At 63.3% G+C, this 16,489-nt stretch carries 14 protein-coding genes and 3 pseudogenes; 6 read left to right on the forward strand and 11 right to left on the reverse strand.

Annotated elements, in window-relative coordinates; translation table 11 throughout:
* Positions 1-64: 64 nt before the first annotated feature.
* Positions 65-283: pseudogene (locus tag WIN67_RS12920) on the reverse strand (hypothetical protein); the annotation flags it as partial.
* Between WIN67_RS12920 and WIN67_RS12925 the strand changes: the two are divergent.
* Positions 283-487: pseudogene (locus tag WIN67_RS12925) on the forward strand (amidohydrolase); the annotation flags it as partial. The pseudogenes WIN67_RS12920 and WIN67_RS12925 sit on opposite strands and share 1 nt — an antisense overlap.
* A 92-nt stretch (positions 488-579) precedes the next feature.
* On the opposite strand, the gene WIN67_RS12930 reads toward WIN67_RS12925, so the two are convergent.
* Both WIN67_RS12930 and WIN67_RS12935 read right to left on the reverse strand, forming a co-directional pair.
* A complete protein-coding gene (locus tag WIN67_RS12930; protein ID WP_339071407.1) occupies positions 580-1,158 on the reverse strand; it encodes a hypothetical protein in 579 nt (192 codons plus the stop codon).
* A 279-nt stretch (positions 1,159-1,437) separates the two neighbouring features.
* A complete protein-coding gene (locus WIN67_RS12935; protein WP_273906542.1) occupies positions 1,438-1,767 on the reverse strand; it encodes a hypothetical protein in 330 nt (109 codons plus the stop codon).
* Between the two features lie 568 nt (positions 1,768-2,335).
* On the opposite strand from WIN67_RS12935, the gene WIN67_RS12940 reads away from it, so the two are divergent.
* Positions 2,336-4,696 (forward strand): DNA polymerase II, encoded by a 2,361-nt coding sequence (locus WIN67_RS12940; protein WP_339071408.1) that lies wholly within the window; start codon positions 2,336-2,338, stop codon positions 4,694-4,696.
* 6 nt (positions 4,697-4,702) lie between these two features.
* Here the strand turns inward: WIN67_RS12940 and WIN67_RS12945 are convergent, their stop codons facing one another.
* Positions 4,703-4,999 (reverse strand): hypothetical protein, encoded by a 297-nt coding sequence (locus tag WIN67_RS12945; RefSeq protein WP_102879838.1) that lies wholly within the window; start codon positions 4,997-4,999, stop codon positions 4,703-4,705.
* 282 nt (positions 5,000-5,281) lie between these two features.
* Here WIN67_RS12945 and WIN67_RS12950 point away from each other — a divergent pair, with 282 nt between their 5' ends.
* Positions 5,282-6,733: a serralysin family metalloprotease gene (locus WIN67_RS12950; RefSeq protein WP_222933760.1), complete on the forward strand. Its 1,452-nt coding sequence runs from the start codon at positions 5,282-5,284 to the stop codon at positions 6,731-6,733.
* Between the two features lie 50 nt (positions 6,734-6,783).
* On the opposite strand, the gene WIN67_RS12955 is transcribed toward WIN67_RS12950, so the two are convergent.
* Positions 6,784-7,518 carry a glycine-rich domain-containing protein gene (locus tag WIN67_RS12955; RefSeq protein WP_265074665.1) on the reverse strand — a complete coding sequence of 245 codons (735 nt, stop codon included), beginning with the start codon at positions 7,516-7,518 and terminating at the stop codon, positions 6,784-6,786.
* 85 nt (positions 7,519-7,603) lie between these two features.
* Here WIN67_RS12955 and WIN67_RS12960 point away from each other — a divergent pair.
* A pseudogene (locus WIN67_RS12960) lies at positions 7,604-7,696 on the forward strand (DUF2599 domain-containing protein); the annotation flags it as partial.
* Positions 7,697-7,742: 46 nt separating this feature from the next.
* Here the strand turns inward: WIN67_RS12960 and WIN67_RS12965 are convergent.
* Together WIN67_RS12965 and WIN67_RS12970 are read right to left on the reverse strand one after the other, a co-directional pair.
* The gene (locus WIN67_RS12965; protein ID WP_110595790.1) at positions 7,743-9,365 is read right to left on the reverse strand and encodes an MFS transporter; all 1,623 of its coding nucleotides are present in this window, start codon (positions 9,363-9,365) and stop codon (positions 7,743-7,745) included.
* A gap of 196 nt (positions 9,366-9,561) precedes the next feature.
* Positions 9,562-11,208 (reverse strand): GMC family oxidoreductase, encoded by a 1,647-nt coding sequence (locus WIN67_RS12970; RefSeq protein WP_339071409.1) that lies wholly within the window; start codon positions 11,206-11,208, stop codon positions 9,562-9,564.
* Positions 11,209-11,341: 133 nt separating this feature from the next.
* Here WIN67_RS12970 and WIN67_RS12975 point away from each other — a divergent pair, with 133 nt between their 5' ends.
* Positions 11,342-12,235 carry a LysR family transcriptional regulator gene (locus tag WIN67_RS12975; protein WP_170003085.1) on the forward strand — a complete coding sequence of 298 codons (894 nt, stop codon included), beginning with the start codon at positions 11,342-11,344 and terminating at the stop codon, positions 12,233-12,235.
* Positions 12,236-12,241: 6 nt separating this feature from the next.
* On the opposite strand, the gene WIN67_RS12980 is transcribed toward WIN67_RS12975, so the two are convergent.
* A complete protein-coding gene (locus tag WIN67_RS12980) occupies positions 12,242-13,177 on the reverse strand; it encodes a phytanoyl-CoA dioxygenase family protein (RefSeq protein ID WP_339071410.1) in 936 nt (311 codons plus the stop codon).
* Positions 13,178-13,295: 118 nt separating this feature from the next.
* Positions 13,296-13,706: a hypothetical protein gene (locus WIN67_RS12985; RefSeq protein WP_339071411.1), complete on the reverse strand. Its 411-nt coding sequence runs from the start codon at positions 13,704-13,706 to the stop codon at positions 13,296-13,298.
* 303 nt (positions 13,707-14,009) lie between these two features.
* On the opposite strand from WIN67_RS12985, the gene WIN67_RS12990 reads away from it, so the two are divergent.
* The gene (locus tag WIN67_RS12990; protein ID WP_339071412.1) at positions 14,010-14,384 is read left to right on the forward strand and encodes a hypothetical protein; all 375 of its coding nucleotides are present in this window, start codon (positions 14,010-14,012) and stop codon (positions 14,382-14,384) included.
* Between the two features lie 28 nt (positions 14,385-14,412).
* Here the strand turns inward: WIN67_RS12990 and WIN67_RS12995 are convergent, their stop codons facing one another.
* On the reverse strand, positions 14,413-15,825 hold the full coding sequence (locus WIN67_RS12995; protein ID WP_170003083.1) for an ATP-binding protein: 1,413 nt from the start codon (positions 15,823-15,825) through the stop codon (positions 14,413-14,415).
* Positions 15,822-16,484 (reverse strand): response regulator, encoded by a 663-nt coding sequence (locus WIN67_RS13000; protein ID WP_102864368.1) that lies wholly within the window; start codon positions 16,482-16,484, stop codon positions 15,822-15,824. Before WIN67_RS13000 ends, WIN67_RS12995 begins: the two co-directional genes overlap by 4 nt.
* Between the last annotated feature and the right edge of the window lie 5 nt (positions 16,485-16,489).

The raw sequence follows: 16,489 nt of genomic DNA on the forward strand, positions 1-16,489 counted from the left end.
CCGAGAAAAAACGTGCTCGCAGCCAATTAGCTGAGATAGAAATCGCTTCCATCGATTTCGGCCGCTACAAGCCAAACGTGAAGATAAAATTCAACAGTTTCTGACGGAGGTGATCAAGCTGAGTTTTTTCCGTCAGGTGCCCCACCAGAAAATCGATAAACACCCGAGTCCTCTGCGGCACCCGCCGCGCCGAGGGCTACACCACATTGACGCTGATGGGCGGCGCTTGCCAGTCACACAGCACCGGCACCAGGCGTCCGACCGCCAGGGCGTCCTCGACGATCGGTGACCCCGGACTGGTCGCCGGTGGTCAAGGTGCCGGGGCATTGGAAACCCAACGCACCCTTGCAGAACCGGGTGCACCAATGCAGCGGACCTTGCGCGGTGCATGCCCACGGGCACCAGAAGGCGCGCATGTCCAATGTGCCGGTGAGTGACTTTCAGTGGGGGCTGGGGGGCGTTTGGGTGTTCGTGTTTTGCGTTCTGAAGCAAGCCTGTAAAAAGGCGACAGGACGGTAGACCGTCCTGTCGCCTGTTTTCTGTGAAAATCTCCCGGCCGCTGGAGGGATAGAACGCGTGTCAGTCGATTCCGGGAAGCGTATACGCCTGTTCTATATGGCCGATGTTCTTGTTCAAGATAGGCTTTGAGATTCTGAGGATCAGCGACTCAACGTGTTTTGGGAAGTCCATCCAATCAGAGCTGCCGACGTCGTAGGCTGAGATGTAGCGAACGATTTCATAGCGTTTTTCGGGCTTGTTCTTGATCCCGGCGGGGAACTGAATGTCCACATCGCGGCGAATGGCCGAGTAGGCTTCTTTTAACAGGTTGGTGGCTTTGCCGAGATAGATGAGGTTGGCCATCGAGTCATAGAAGGCATAGATACCCGCTCGTTCTTCGTGGCCCTTGAACAGGTCTTTCAACTGCGCCATCACCGGTTGGTCCTGCTTGAACTCGGCGAACTCCACCACTGACTGGAATTCAGGCGTAAAGGCGCGGTGAATGAAGTACTCGACCGTGATGTGCTGTGGCTGGCATTGGCCAGAGCACCAGTCTGCGATCTGCTTGGTGCTGTATCCGGTGAGGGCACACGCATTTTCAACGTCCCCCGAGTAATACCGTTCAATGATGTAATGCAAAACACCGCTGCGATCAGTCACAAAAAATCCTTTTCCCGGTTTAACTGGCTATCGAATTTGCCATCTCGTGGTTGTTTTGGGGGCTTCAGAATGCTTATGGAATCTTGAAGACCAAACTCCAAGTCGGCTTGAGCGCGCGATGCTACTAATTAGCCACTATTCTGTCCAGCCGAGGGGAGTAAGGGGGCCATTGAGCCGATTTCGGTGTTCGGAAAAGTCTACTTAGGTAATTTACAGGCAATAAAAAGGGGCGCTGAAAGTTCAGCGCCCCATGTAGCTTTATATTAGGTTGTCAATTTTTTAGCAAAACCGATCAATCACCCGAACTTCCGACTTGTCCCGCAGCGATTGCCATTCGGCTTTCAGGGTCTCCAGGACCCGACCGATGAAGTCTTTGTCGGCGGCGGCTTTCTTGCCGACGTAGCCCTGGCCGCGGCGGTACATCTTCAGGCGGGCCGCCAGTTCCTGGTTGCTCTGGTCGAACTCTGCTTCATGGCTATGGGGCGACAGGCAGTCGATATGCACTTGGCCCGACTTGGCAATCCACAGGATGTGGCTGTCGTGGCTGTCTTTCTGTGCGGCGAACATACGTGCCAATTCATCAATAGTGGGTTGATTATTAAGATTCATTTGTAGCCCCCTTGACCATTTATCGATCTATCTAAGTTGATTCGCTAATTCATCTTGCTACGTCGGTAAGTTGAACCCTGATACCGGAAACAGGGCGACAGAGGGTGTCTGTCGGATACAGATAAGGCCCAGAGCCTGATGCGTGTAGTTGCCTTGATTAACTGCTACGCAATAGCGTCACAACGAAGAGAAGCAGCGTAAACCTGGATGAAGCTGCCGACATTCCCACCATCGGCCACAAGCATCTTGAAGAGTTTTCGCCGGCTTCCCGTCTTGGTACTGGACGGTCAATGCCAGGTCAGTTTCATCAATCTGCCTTGTGGGCAGTACACATCCGGGTCACAGCTCGGCGGTCAGACGAGCTTGCTCATAACACCTTTGCCTCGTCCCCCGATCGGGGGGACGCCTGCATCATGCAAGGGCGAAATCCTCTCGTCAACGGTTTTGTAGTGAAAATTTTCAGGCACTACATATTGTCTGACAAAAGCCGAAAAGCCATCACCCAGGCCCCCCAATGCCGGTCAGGGCAGGTAGAATCGGCGCCTTGAAATGTTCTGAGGTTGCAGCGGTGGATGTACAACAAGGCTTCGTCCTGACCCGGCACTGGCGCGACACGCCGGCGGGCACGGAAGTCGAATTCTGGCTGGCCACCGATCAGGGGCCGCGCCGTATCCGCTTGCCGTTGCAAACGTCCGTGGCCTTCATTCCGGCGGCCCAGCGGGCCCAGGCCGAGCGTTTGCTGGCCGACGACCCGGATGTCCAACTGCGCCCCTTGCAGTTGCGGGACTTCCACCAGCGCCCGGTGCTGGGCATGTACTGCCCGCAGCACAATCAACTGATGCGCCTGGACAAGACCCTGCGCCGTGCCGGTGTCGAGGTGTTCGAGGGCGACGTTCGTCCGCCCGAGCGCTACCTGATGGAGCGTTTCATTACCGCGCCGGTGTCCTTTGGCGGCCAGCCAGGGCCCGACGGCCTGTTGCTTGAGGCGCAGATGAAGCCGGCGCCGGACTACCGCCCGACCCTCAAGCTGGTGTCCCTGGACATCGAAACCAGCGAGCGCGGTGAGTTGTACTCCATTGCGCTGGAGGGGTGTGGCCAGCGCCAGGTGTACATGCTCGGCAAGGCCCGGGAGGACGACAGCCCGGTGGACTTCGACCTGGAGTTCTGCGCCAGCCGCGAGCAGTTGCTGGAGAAACTCAACCAATGGCTGGCCGAGCACGACCCTGACGCAATCATCGGCTGGAACCTGGTGCAGTTCGACCTGCGGGTGCTTCACGAACATGCCCGGCGCCTGGCCGTGCCCCTGCGCCTGGGGCGTGGTGGCGAGGAAATGCAATGGCGCGAGCACGGCAGCCGCACCCATTACTTTGCCTCGGCCGCCGGGCGCTTGATCATCGACGGTATCGAGGCATTGCGTTCGGCGACCTGGAGTTTCCCGTCCTTCAGCCTGGAGAACGTGGCCCAGACGCTGCTGGGGGAGGGCAAGTCCATCGACAACCCGTACCAGCGCATGGACGAAATCAACCGCATGTTCGCCGAGGACAAGCCGGCCCTGGCCCGCTACAACCTCAAGGACTGCGAGCTGGTGACGCGGATCTTCGCCAAGACCGAGCTGCTGACCTTTCTCCTGGAGCGGGCCACGGTCACCGGCCTGCCCGCCGACCGCAGCGGTGGCTCGGTGGCGGCCTTCACTCACCTGTACATGCCGCTGATGCATCGCCAGGGCTTTGTCGCGCCCAATCTCGGCGAGCTGCCGCCCCAGGCCAGCCCCGGTGGTTTTGTCATGGATTCGCGGCCCGGGTTCTACGAGTCGGTGCTGGTGCTGGACTACAAGAGCCTGTACCCCTCGATCATCCGCAGTTTCCTGATCGACCCGGTGGGGCTGGTGGAGGGCCTGCGTCAACCGGATGACCAGCACTCGGTGCCAGGCTTTCGCGGCGCGCGCTTCTCCCGTACCCGACATTGCCTGCCCTTGATCGTGACCCGGGTCGCCGAGGGCCGCGAAGTGGCCAAGCGCGAGCACAACGCGCCATTGTCCCAGGCCCTGAAGATCATCATGAACGCCTTCTACGGCGTGCTCGGCTCCAGCGGCTGCCGCTTCTTCGATCCACGCCTGGCGTCATCCATCACCTTGCGTGGCCACGAGATCATGGCCCGTACCCGGCAGTTGATCGAAGCCCAGGGCCATCAAGTGATCTATGGCGATACCGACTCCACCTTCGTCTGGCTCGGCAGCCTGCATGACGAGGAGCAGGCGGCGCTGATCGGCCGCGGCCTGGTGGCCCACGTCAACCAGTGGTGGCGCGAGCATCTGCAGCAGCAATACGGCCTGGACAGCGCCTTGGAGCTGCAGTTCGAAACCCACTACAAACGCTTTCTGATGCCCACCATCCGCGGCGCCGAGGAGGGCAGCAAGAAGCGTTACGCCGGCCTGGTGCAGCGCGCCGATGGCAGCCAGGAGATGGTCTACAAGGGCCTGGAGACCGTGCGCACCGACTGGTCGCCCCTGGCCCGGGAATTCCAGCAGGAGCTGTACCAGCGCATCTTCCACCGCCAGCCCTACCAGGACTACGTGCGCGACTACGTGCAACGCACCCTGGCCGGGCAACTGGACGATTTGCTGATCTACCGCAAGCGCCTGCGCCGTCCCCTGGACGACTACGAGCGCAACGTGCCACCCCATGTGCGCGCGGCGCGCCTGGCGGACGAGTACAACCGCGAGCAGGGCCGGCCCCTGCAGTACCAGAACGGTGGCTGGATCAGCTATGTGATCACCCTGGCTGGCCCCGAGCCCCTGGAAAACCGCCGCGCGGCCATCGACTACGAGCACTACCTGACCCGGCAACTGCAGCCGGTGGCAGACGCCATCCTGCCGTTCGTGCAGGACGACTTCAGCACCCTGGTGGGCGGGCAGATGGGCCTGTTCTGAGGCGCCTCAGTCGTCCACGGCTTCGCACAGGCCACTGGCACCGTGTTTGTCGCTGTACTTCACGCTCACTGAATCGTCGTCCTCGACGCTGATGGTCAGGTTCGTTTCCGGCGTCTTGACCTGGAAATGCCGGTCATCCACGGCGCGGCTCTTGACCACTTTGCCGTTGATGTAAATCGGACCGCCCTGGTCGGCGCTGACGGCCAGATTGCCGGGGCAGGAGACGTTGAACAGCGGTACAGCTTCGGCGTGGGCGGCGCCGGTGAACATCATCAAAGTGCCCAGCAGCAGGATTTTGCGCATCGCGGACTCCTCGTGGAACAGCCTGGAGGCAGAGGCCTGAGCGGCCCTTTGCAACCCCGGATGGGGGCTTAGCCTATCGGCTGCCAGAGCTGTGCGCGAGTGGAATATTTACCCCGGGACAGAGCGGTTTTCGGGCTTTTGTCGGACAAAAAAAACCGTGGACTCGCCGTTGACGACTGTGTCAGGTTTCCAGGGCCTCAATGGGCGAGTGATAGGACGATCTCGCAGGCGGGGTCGTGGCTGTTCTATCGGAAATTTTTTGTCTGGAACAAGGACGTAACAATGTCAAACGCACTATCCAAAGCACTTCCTGAAACCATCGGTTACGGGATCGACCCGCTCGCAGCGGGCAGTAATGCCTACCAGCAGGTCCATGCCTTCAGCCATCTGTATGACCGGGGCGGCAGCGAACTGGTGAACGGCAAGCCATCGTTCACCGCCGACCAGGCCGCCGACTCGATCCTGCGCAAGGGCCTGTCCTGGCACGACCAGAATGGCGACGGCAAGATCGACCTGAGCTACAGCTTCCTCACTGACAAACCGGCCAACTACAACCCGGCCCTGGGCAGTTTCAGCGAGTTCAGCGCGCTGCAGAAGGCTCAGGCTTTCCTGGCCCTGCAGTCCTGGTCGGACGTGGCCAACATCACCTTCAGCGAGTCCGCCAAGGGCGGTGACGGCCACCTGAGCTTCGGCAACTACAACGTCAGCACCGGCGGCGCGGCCTTCGCCTACCTGCCGTCCGGCAGCAGCTATGACGGCCAGTCCTGGTACCTGATCAACGACCAGTACCGGGTCAACGAAACTCCGGGCAATGGCAACTATGGTCGCCAGACCCTGACCCACGAGATCGGCCACAGCCTGGGCCTGTCCCATCCGGGTGTGTACAACGCCGGCAGCGGCAGCCCCACCTACAACGACGTCACCTACGCCCAGGACACCCGCGGCTACAGCCTGATGAGCTACTGGAGCGAGAGCCACACCGGGCAGAACTTCAGCAAGGACGGCGGCGGTGCCTACGCCTCGGCGCCGTTGCTGGACGATATCGTCGCGGTGCAGAAGCTCTATGGCGCCAACCACGAGACCCGTGCCGACAACACGGTCTATGGCTTCAACTCCAACACCGAGCGGGATTTCTACAGCGCCCATAGCGCCTCCGACAAGCTGGTGTTCGCGGTCTGGGACGGTGGCGGCAACGATACCCTGGACTTCTCTGGCTTCACCCAGAACCAGAAAATCAACCTCAACGAGGGTGGTTTCTCCGATGTCGGCGGCCTGGTGGGCAACGTCTCCATCGCCCATGGCGTGACCGTGGAAAACGCCATCGGCGGTTCCGGTAATGACCTGCTGATCGGCAACGCTGCGGCAAACATCCTCGAAGGCGGTGCCGGCAACGACATCCTCTACGGCGGTGGCGGCGGCGATAGCCTGTGGGGTGGGGCGGGGGCCGACACCTTCGTCTACGGCGCGGCTGCGGATTCGACCTTCGACGCCCCGGACTGGATCATGGATTTCGCCAGTGGCGAGGACAAGATCGACCTCAGCGGCCTGTTTGCCTCCACCGGCGCCACCCTGAACTTCGTCAGCGGCTTCACTGGCCACGCCGGCGATGCGATCCTCACCTACTTCGCCGAGACCAACCAGACCAGCCTGATGATCGACCTGACCGGTCATGGCGCGGTGGACTTCGCCGTGGGCACCGTGGGCCAGGCGGCCGTCACCGACATCATCGCCTGATCAACGCTGTGTGACGGGAGCGGCGCCAAGGCGCCGCTCTTCACTGAACGTCAGTCACCACCCCCGCCGCCACAACCGCCACCCCCACAACCGCTGCCATCGCTGGCGCCACTGTCCCCGTCGCCGCCGAAACGCGAGCCGTCACTGTCGCTGCCACTGCTGGAGGAGTCGCTGTCGAAGGAACTGCTGTGCAGCTCGCTGCCGCAGTGCACCACCGCGGCCGTGCTGCCGTTGTCCGTCAGGCGCCGCAGGGACTGGCAGTCAGCGACGTAGTGAAAGCCCCGGGCGATCTTCAGCTTGGCATCCAGGGCGAACAGCAGCGGCAGGCGGCTGGGTTGGGCCGGGTTGATGTTTTCTTCCAGGCAGGCCTGGCGCCAGACCCGGCGCAGGCCGTTGTCGCTCTTTTGCTCGGCATTCTGGCCGAGCACCGCAGCGGGGGTGTGATGGAGGAACTGGCCGAAGGCCTTGTTGCAGAACGCCTGGTAGTCCCGGGTATGCAGGATGAATTCATGCCACAGGTCGTCCACCACCTGGGACGGCATCGACACGTAGCGCTGGCCGCTTTTGAGGTAGGCGAGGAAAAATTGGCGCAGGCCCTGGGCCACCAGTTGGCAGTCCTTGAGGCTCAGGTGTGGATGCTGGGTGCGCAGCGGCTCGAACAGCCGCGGTGGCAAGGTGAAGTTGCGGATATAGGCTTCCCGGCGCAACGCAGTGAGGGCTTTCTGACGGCGCCAGAACACCAGGATCAAGGCCAGGGCCATCACTGCGGGAAGGATCAACAGCATGCTCGGTCTCCGCCGGAAAAAGTGCCGAGACAGTGGCGCAAAGCAGCGCGTTATTCAAGCCGTCCCATCGATGCCGCCCTTGACGATCGCCAGCAACCCGCCCGAGTGGAACCTGGAACCGTCGCAGTCCAGCACCTCCAATCAAGACACCATCGCCAGCGGCTGCAACAACACCTGACAGCCGCCGGCTCCTACGCAATCCTGCTCGCCCGTGAACGGCCCCGTCAGACGTGGTCGATATCGATATCCCGGGTCTCACGCAAACACAGCAAGCCCACCACCAGGCTGACCCCGGTAATCAGCACCGGGTACCACAGGCCGTAGAAGATATCGCCGGTGTACACCACCAGGGCAAAGGACACGGTGGGCAGGAAGCCGCCAAACCAGCCGTTGCCAATGTGGTAGGGCAGGGACATCGAGGTGTAGCGGATACGGGTCGGGAACAGCTCCACCATCAGCGCTGCCAGCGGGCCGTAGCACATGGCGGCGATCAGGATCAGCGCCACGATCAATAGCACCACCATGGGCTTGTTGACGTTCTGCGTGTCCGCCTGCTGCGGATAGCCGGCCAGGGTCACCGCGCCACGCAGCGCCGCTTCGTCGAAGCCGTTGATCTTCACGTCACCGACGCTGACCTGCACCGGGCTACCGGCCGGGGCGGCGACACTGCTGTAGGGCAGGCCCTGTTTCACCAGGAAGGTCTTGACCTTGTCGCAGGGGCTGTCGAAGCGCGCCTTGCCCACCGGGTCGAACTGGAAGGTACAGGTGGCCGGGTCGGCGCTGACGCTGATGGGCGCCTGGCGGCTGGCCTGGTCGATGGCCGGGTTGGCGTAATGGGCCAGGGCCTTGAAGATCGGGAAATACAGCACGGTGGCCAGCAGCAGGCCGAGCATCAGCACCGGCTTGCGGCCGACCTTGTCCGAGAGCCAGCCGAAGAAGATGAACATGGGCGCGCCGATCACCACGCTGATGATCAGCAGGCTGTTGGCCAGGGCCGGGTCCATCTTGAGGAACTGGGTGAGGAAGAACAAAACATAGAACTGCGCGGCGTAGAAGGTCACCGCTTGCCCGGCGTTGATGCTGAACAGGGCGATCAGCACCACCTTGAGATTCTCCCATTTGCCGAAGGACTCGCGGATCGGCGCCTTGCTGGCGCGGCCTTCTTCTTTCATTTTCAGGAACGCCGGCGACTCGTGCAGGCTCATGCGGATCCAGGTGGAGATGCCCAGCAGGACGATGGACAGCAGGAACGGCAGGCGCCAGCCCCAGACCTCGAATTGATCGCCGGTGAAATAGCGACAAGCCAGTACCACCAGCAGCGACAGCAGCAGGCCGAGGGTTGCGGTGGACTGGATCCAACTGGTGTGCAAACCGCGCTTGCCCTGGGGCGCGTGCTCGGCCACATAGGTGGCGGCACCGCCGTATTCACCGCCCAGGGCCAGGCCCTGGAGCATGCGCAGGGCCACCAGGATGATCGGTGCGGCGATGCCGATGCTGGCGTAGTTGGGCAGCAGGCCCACGGCGAAAGTCGCCACTCCCATGAGGACGATGGTGGCGAGGAAGGTGTACTTGCGGCCGATCATGTCCCCCAGGCGACCGAACACCAGGGCGCCGAAGGGGCGCACCACGAAGCCGGCGGCGAAGGCCATGAGGGCGAAGATGAACGCGGTGGTGTCGTTGACCCCGGCGAAGAACTGCTTGCTGATCACCGCCGCCAGGGCGCCATAGAGAAAGAAGTCATACCACTCGAACACCGTGCCGAGTGACGAGGCGAAGATCACCTTCTGACTGCCCTTGGCGGCGCAGTCGTCCAGGGACGCATTGAGAGGCTGAGCGTGTTCTGACATAGGGGGCTTCCTTACAGTGATTATTGTTGTTGTTCCACTGCCGGCGCCGTGACCGACGCCGTTGTTGCGATTCACCGCGACCGTGCGATGAACCTTCGTTTACCTCCCGAGCGTAGGAGCTGGCTTGCCAGCGAAGAGGCTCTTGAGCCAGGTGCCGGCCTTGGAGGCGCCTTCGCCGGCAAGCCGGCTCCTGCACTCATGCCGGGGTGGTGTTCTCCTTGTGCTGGACGGTACTCCTGGGGACGCTGGCGAGAATCAGTTCGGCAGCCTTCTCGGCGATCATCAGCGTCGGCGAGCAGGTGTTGCCGGAGGTGATGCGCGGCATGATCGAGGCATCGGCAATCCGCAGTCCGGGAATGCCGTGCACCCGCAGTTGCGCATCCACCACCGCCTGGGCGTCATTGCCCATGCGACAGGTGCCCACCGGATGAAAGATGGTGGTGCCGATGCGCGCCGCCGCTTCATGCAGTTGTTCCTCACTCTGCAGCTGCGGCCCGGGCAGGTATTCGCTGGGTTTGAACGGCTGCAGGGCCGGGGCGCCGACAATGCGCCGGGTCAGGCGGATGGCATCGGCGGCGACGCGCAGATCCTCCGGATGGCTCAGGTAATTGGGCTGGATCAGCGGTGCATCCCCGGGTTCCACGGAGCGTATCTCTATCCGGCCGCGGCTTTGCGGACGCAGGTCGCAGACCGAGGCGGTGAAGGCCGGGAAACTGTGCAGGGGCTCACCGAAGCGCTCCAGGGACAGCGGCTGCACGTGGTATTCGAGGTTGGCGCTGGTCTGCTCCGGTCCCGAGCGGGCAAAGGCGCCCAATTGGCTCGGGGCCATGGACAGCGGGCCGCTGCGGTCATACAGGTAGCGCAAGCCCATGCCCATCTTGCCCCACAGGCTGCCGGCGATCTGGTTCAGGGTGCGAGCGTTTTCCAGCTTGTAGATCAGGCGCAACTGCAGGTGATCCTGGAGGTTGCCGCCGACCCCGGGCAGGTCATGGCTGACCCCGATCCCCAGCCGCTGCAGCAGCGCGCTCGGACCAATCCCGGAGCGCTGCAGAATACTTGGCGAGCCGACGGAACCGGCGCACAGAATGATCTCCCGGCGGGCCTTGAACGTCTGCTGGCGGCCCTGGCTGATGGCCCGTACCGCGGTGGCGCGGCCGTCCTCGAGTATCAGCCGCTGCACCTCGACATCGGTCAGCACCACCAGGTTGGGGCGGTTGGCGATGGGCTTGAGAAAAGCCTTGGCGGCGTTCCAGCGCACCCCGGCCTTCTGGTTGACCTGGAAGTAGCCGCAGCCTTCGTTGTCGCCGCCATTGAAGTCGTCGATGTTGCGGATGCCGCTCTGCTGCGCAGCCGTGCGGAAGGCGTCGAGGATCGGCCATGACAGGCGCTGGCGCTCGACCCGCCATTCACCGGCGGCGCCGTGCAACTCGCTGCCCCCGGCAAAGTGGTTTTCGCTTTTCTTGAACAGCGGCAGGACCTCGTTCCAGCTCCAGCCCGGGTTGCCTTCAGCGGCCCAACCGTCGTAGTCGGCGGCCTGGCCGCGCATGTAGATCATGCCGTTGATCGAGGAGCAGCCGCCCAGCACCTTGCCCCGCGGGTAGCTCAGGCTGCGACCTTGCAGGCCCGGTTCGGCTTCGGTCTTGAAGCACCAGTCAGTGCGCGGGTTGCCGATGCAGAACAGGTAGCCCACGGGAATGTGAATCCAGGGGTAGTTGTCGCGGCCGCCGGCTTCCAGCAGCAGCACCCGGTGCTGGGGATTGGCCGACAAGCGATTGGCCAGCAGACAGCCGGCGGGACCGGCGCCGACCACGATGTAGTCGTAGGCGTCAAAGGCAGGGAGCATCCGTGACCTCTTTTCTTCGTTCTTGTTTTGCCCTCATCCTAGTTGTTAGCTTTCGTTAAAAGAATGTTAGTTTTTACCCACCTGCTGTGCGTTTTCTAACAGCGTCCCTCTTCGACATCGACCAGGATTTTCCATGTTCGACTGGAACGATCTGCGCTACTTCCTCGAGCTGCAACGCAGCGGGCGCCTGCTCACCGCGGCTCGGCGACTGAACACCACCCACGCCACGGTGGCCCGGCATATCGAGGCGGTGGAGAAGGCCCTGGGCACCGCGCTGTTCGTCCAGCATGCCCAGGGCTACGAGCTGACCCCGGCCGGCGAGGCGCTGCTCAAGCACGCCGAGGCCATGGAAAACGTCGCTTTGCTGGTGCAGGAGGAAATCACCCAGTCCAGTGCGCCCCTGGGCAAGATCCGCGTCGGCGTCACCGAAGGCCTGGGGGTGAAGTTCCTGGCCAGCCGCATGTATGGCCTGTTCGAACGTTATCCGGGGTTGGAAGTGGAGCTGGTGGCGGTGCCGCGCTTTGTCAGCATTCTCAATCGCGAGGCGGAAATCAGCATTCACCTGGAGCGCCCCAATGCCGACATGCTGGTGACCCGCAAACTCACCGACTACCGCCTGGCCCTGTACGCCAGCCAGGCCTACCTGGACCGCGCGCCGCCCCTGCGCAGCCGCGAGGACCTGGGGCGCCACGCCTGGATCGGTTATGTCGACGACCTCTTGTTCAGCCAGGAACTGATGTTCCTCAACAGCTTTTGCCGCAACCCCCAGGTGGTGTTCCACAGCACCAGCGTCATCGCCCAGCAGGAAGCGGCCCGCTCCGGTCTGGGGATCGCCGTGCTGCCGTGCTACATGGCCGCCGCCGACCCGCAACTGGTGCCGCTGCTGCCGGCCGAGAGCATCCAGCGCGCCTACTGGATCAGCACCCGCCGCGAGCTGCACAAATCGGTGCGGTTGCGGGTGGTCTGGGACTATCTGGTGCAGCTGTGCGCGGCGCAGCAGCAGGTGTTGCTGGGGCCCGAGATCTAGCCTGGTTCAGAGAATCGGCCCGCAATGGGCCGAACTGCGGATTGGTGCACCGGGCTTGATGTCGACGAAGCGCGAGCCGTAGGACACCGGGTTCAGCGGGCCGCCGTCCAGGCCCATGCCCAGGCCACCGGCGCTGCGGGTTTCACCTTCCTGCATCAGTGGATCAAGGCATGCCCGCCAGTCCAGCAAGCGCAGGGTCACGGCCTGGCGCCGTTCCAGGTCGCCGGGCAGCAAGGGGCTGGAGCGGTGCCACAGGTATTTGCTGAACAGTAGGGCGTCGCCGGGATCGAAGGCCTCTTCGATGCGTTGCTCCTCGAAGGCGTCGGTAAGCACCCCGGGCGTGCAGTAGGTCTGGCGCAGGTGCGCGGAAAATTCGGCCACCGACTCGCCCCGTGCCAGTTTGCCTGCCAGCAGGCGCGAGAACTGGAAGTTCTCCTGGGCCGAGAACAGCGACAGGGGCACCCAGGCCATGCCGCCACCTTGCAGTTGGGGGCGGATCGGCTGCAACGGCATCCACAGACTGAAGGCCGGGTCCTGGGGGCGGATGTAGCGAAAGTTCAGCGAGTCGTAGTGCCAGGCAAAGCCCGAGCGTCCCACCCCCAGCTCGAAGCTCTGGGCCTCGCTCATGATCAAGCGGCAGCCGGTGAGGCGGGTCAGCACCTGGGCGAAGGCCGGTTGCCGGTAGAGGCGGTCGAGGATGCCAACCTGAGTCACTCGGTGGGTCAGGCGGCTGAAACCGTCGCCATGGGCCGAGGTGCCCGAGGGGGCAGGGCGCAGTTGGCTGTTGGCCAGCTCGCGCAGTTGCAGGATGGCCGCGGGCGTCAACAGACTGCGCAGTTTGATGAAGCCACGCTCTTTGAAGTGCCGCAGATCGTCCTGGTCCAGACGCAGCGGGTTGACCAGGGCAGGGGCGGTGTCAGGCAGGAGCGGTGGCAGGTTCACAGGGGTATTCCATTACCGGGGGACAGGGCCCTTGAGTATGGACAGCGCGAGCTGGGTCGGCAGGCTGGATTCGACCTCGAACAACGCCTTTGCGACATCGGGCAGAGAAGGCGGCGTCTTAGCCGCCAGGCCGGGCGTAGCGGTCCTGGGTCTGGATGAACTCATCGAAGGCCCGGGAGTTGTAGACCTCAAGGCAAGCATGCAGCACCACCTTGTCGCGGCTGTATTTGCTGCTTCCCGAGGCCTGCTCATAGGCTTGTGCCACGTAGTCGGTGGTGGCGGTGTAGGGGTTGTGCAGGGTTTCCAGGGTGTCTTCGTTCTGCAGCACGTTGTACAGGCCTATCCCCAGCACGCCGTACATGCCGACGGCGTGGCCGACGTCTCGACGCATGGCCGAGGGTTCCTCGAAGCGCTCGGCCAGGCAGTTGGCCAGGCCGTAGTTCTTCAGGGACTGGCGGGCAGCGTCGACCTCACTGGTGGCCTGGGCCGCGCTGCAGGCAGCGGCCAGTGATAACAGCAATACGCTCATCCTTTTCACCCTTGCCACTCCTCGATCCAGGCATCCGCCAGTGCTGACGGCGGCAGATGGTCGGCGTTGCCACGGCGCTTGTCAACGAGCCGGCCCGCCGTCGATCCCATGCCCCAGACAGCCCTTGCACCGCAGGATTCCCAGCTCTCTTTTGCGCCGCTATTGCTCTAGAATGCCGGCGTTTTGAGCACCGTCGGTGAGGACCATGCCCGGCCCTGCTCAAGGCGATTGTCCAGGCCTGCCTGCGCCTGCTGGACCTGCCCCCTCTTGAAGACCCCACGGGTAAAAGGAACGACCCTCCCGATGCAAAAAATCAAACTCATTCTGGGCTCCGCACTGGCGCTGTTCCTGGCGTACCAGGCCTACGGTTCGTTCTACTACGGCACGCCGTATCAGGGCCGCGACTACAGTCCTGACCAGGCCTTCTACTACCAGAAATACCGCTTGTTCAGCTGGCGCACCTGGATTCCCACCATGACCATGCCCGGTGATGGCGACAGCTCGCGGTACAGCGTTGGCGGCTACCTGCGGGTGTTCAAGGCCGACGGCACGCGGGTGGGGCAGTCCTATGACGGCTGCATTGCGGTGGTGGAAGTGTCCTGGTACGACGATGCGGTGGGCGGCTTCGGCTGCAGCGAGCACTTGATCGCGCTGTCCGGGAAGGCCACGCCGGACTGAGCGTTCAGTCCCGGCGCCCGCCCATGGGCTATGGCTCGCGGCGCGCCGTCCAGGCGCTGCCCAGCCGCAGCGGTTGCTGGCAGGGAATCGACAAGGTCGCGCGCAGGCCGCCCTGGGGCAGGTTGTCGAGGCTGATCCGGCCCCCCAGGTGGCGGGCGATGACGCTGACGATGGTCAGCCCAAGGCCGGCGCCGTGGACGTTGCCGCGACTGTAGAAGCGCTCGAACAGCCGCTCGCGTTCCCCTTCATCGATGCCCGGGCCCTGGTCTTCCACGCTCAGTTCGAAGTGTTCGTCGACCTGGGTCAGGCGCACGCTGATCACGCCATTGGCCGGTGAAAAGTTCACCGCGTTGCTGATCAGGTTATTCAGGGCAATATCGATGGAGGCCGCTTCAGCGCGAACCGGATAGGGACGCTCGTCCACCTCGAAGGACAGCTCCAGGCCCTTGTTCAGTAGCCACGGGGTCAGTTGCACCAGGCTGTCGCGCACGGTGTGGGCCAAGTCCACGGTCTGCTCGCTGGGCATCTGCGCCTTGGGTTCCAGGCGGGCCATGGTCAGCAACTGATTGACCAGGCGCCCGGCGCGGTCGACGCCCAGGATCAGCGATTCCAGGGAGGCTCGGCGTTCCTGTTCGGTGCCGGCTTGCAACAGGTTCTGCGCGTGCACGCGCAACACCGCCAGGGGCGTGCGCAGCTCATGGGCGGCGTCGGCAATGAAACGCCGCTCGCGGCCCAGCAGTTCCTGAATCTGCGTCAGCATGCGGTTGAGGGCAGCCTGCATGGGTTCCAGTTCCCTGGGCAGCGGTTCCAGGTGCAAGGGTTCCAGGGAACCGCTGGGCCGGGCCCGGAGCAGGGCGGCCATATTGGCCAGGGGGCGCAGGCCCCAGCCGATGGCCAGCCAGATCATCAGCACCAGCAGCAGGCTGCCGACCACATTGGGCCACAGGGTGTGGCGCATGATGCGGTTGACCAGGTCACTGCGCACATCGACTCGCTCGCCGACCCAGACCCGCAGCCCGGAATCCTGATCATCCAGGATGAAGGTGCGCCACTGATGGTCGTTGCCGTCCTGTTCATTGCCGAACCCTGGCGCCAGCGGCTGCACCGCCAGGGCGGGGGCGCTGGTGGTACGCACCAGCAGGCTGCCTTTGCGGTCCCACACCTGGAAGGCGATCTTGCTTTCGTAGGGGTGACCGTCGACCTGGGGCATGGCCTGGCTCAGTGCCAGGTTGAAGGCGTGATACAGCTGGGCCTGCTCGGCGCTGCTGTTGGGCATGCGCATGATGCCCAGCAGCAGCCGGGCATGTTGCGCCAGTTGGGCGTCGTAGACCTCGTCGATCTCGTGGTTGCTGTCGTGCAGGTTGAAGGTCGTCAGAATCAGCAGGCCGGCGAACAGCAGACCGATGATCAGGGTCAGGGTGCGTCGGCGGATCGAATTCATCGACGCTCCTCCACCAGATAACCGACCCCGCGAATGGTGCGGATCAGGTCGGCGGAAAACTTCTTGCGCAGATGGTGGATGTGCACTTCCAGGGTGTTGCTCTCGGCCTCTTCATTCCAGCCGTAGAGCAACTGCACCAGGCGGTCGCGGGTCATCACCCGGCCCGGCGGCGAGAGCAGTTCGTAGAGCAGCTGGTACTCCTTGGGTGTCAGGGCCACCGGCTCGCCGTGGTAGTGCACCTGCTGGGTGCCAGGGTCGAGGCTGATGCCGGCGTGCTCGATCAGCACCCGGGCGCGCCCGGCACTGCGCCGCAGCAGGGCCCGCAGCCGGGCCTTGAGCTCGTCCAGGTCGAAGGGCTTGATCAGGTAGTCGTCGGCGCCGGCGTCCAGGCCGGCGATACGGTCCTCGGTGGCGTCCCGGGCGGTGAGAATCAGCACCGGCAGGGTCGAACCGCTGTCGCGCAGGCGCTTGAGCACTTGCAGTCCATCCAGGCGCGGCAGGCCGAGGTCGAGCAAGGCCAGGTCGAAGGTTTCGCTGAGCAGCGCATGCAACGCGCTGCTGCCGTCCTTGAGCCAGTCCACGGTGTAGCCTTCGCGAGTCAAGGCTTGGTGGATACCTTCGCCCAGGGGCTGGTCGTCCTCGATCAGTAGTAAGCGCACAACGA

The organism is Pseudomonas idahonensis, assembly GCF_037903935.1.
Lineage (GTDB): Bacteria > Pseudomonadota > Gammaproteobacteria > Pseudomonadales > Pseudomonadaceae > Aquipseudomonas > Aquipseudomonas danubii.